Genomic DNA, 1,030 nt, shown 5'->3' with positions numbered 1-1,030 from the left:
GAAGTGCAGCACGGTGCCGGGCGCGGCCTGCGCGAGCAGGTCGAGCGCGGCATCCGGGATGACACCGATCACCGGATATCCGCCCGTCACGGGGCCGTCGGCGAGCAGGATCGTCGGGCGGCCGGACGGCGGCACCTGAAGTGCACCCGGCACCATGCCCTCGCTCGGCAGTTCGCCGTCGCGGGTGCGGGCGAGCAGCGGTCCCTCGAGACGCATTCCGACCCGATCACTGTCGGTGCTCACCCGCCAGGGTCTCGCGAACAGGGCGTCGACAGCGGTGCGCGTGAACCAGTCGTCGCGCGGGCCGAGCGCAACCGGGAGCTCGAGCGTCTCGGCGGGCACCGTCCACGGGAACGCATCGACCACGGGGATCGGCGACGCGGGATCCGCGCCGATCGACAGCAGATCTCCGGCGCCGAGTGGTGCGGGTCCGAGTGCCGAGAGCGTGTCCGTCGCGCACGAACCCGCCTCGAGCGGCACGTCGACGCCGCCCCGCACGGCGACGATGGTGCGGATGCCGCGGCGCGGCCATCCGATCTCCAGCACCGACCCGGCAGGCCAGGCCGTCGCGACATATGCCTCGATCGGCACGCCATCGACGGTCACGTCACTCCACGCGCCGGCCAGCGCGACCCAGAGATCGCAGGTCGCGCGCAGCGCCGTCCCCCCGCCGACCACCTCGATGCCCGCGTCGCCCTCGACGTTGCCGACGAGTCGGTTCGCCGCCCGCAGCGCGGCGCGATCGAGAGCGCCGGATCGGGCGATGCCGAGGTGAGCGAGGTGGGGGCGCCCCAGATCCTGGAGCGTCGCCGAGACTCCGACACGGAGAACCTCGAACGCTCGGCGGGGCTCGGTGGGCTCGACGTTCGGCGTCGTGAGGGCGCCGGGCGCCGCGGCGGGCGTACCCCGCGCGGAATCGAGCGCGGGGCCGGGCATGGCGGGCTCGGCGTTCGGCGCGCCCGGCGCCTGGCCGGGTTCGGCCGCCGTCCCACCCGCGGCATCCGCCCGCACAGCACCCCGCACGACATCC

General features: G+C 74.9%; 1 protein-coding gene. It reads right to left on the bottom strand.

Going from position 1 to position 1,030, the window contains the following annotated elements:
- Window positions 1-1,030, bottom strand: a 1,030-nt coding sequence (locus ASG00_RS08130; RefSeq protein ID WP_235559445.1) for a biotin-dependent carboxyltransferase family protein, incomplete at both ends; no start/stop codon positions are given.

The organism is Microbacterium sp. Leaf351 (genome assembly GCF_001423825.1).
Lineage (GTDB): Bacteria > Actinomycetota > Actinomycetes > Actinomycetales > Microbacteriaceae > Microbacterium > Microbacterium ginsengisoli.
The sequence above is the reverse complement of the archived record's forward strand: the minus strand, read 5'-3'. Positions and strand labels throughout refer to the sequence as shown.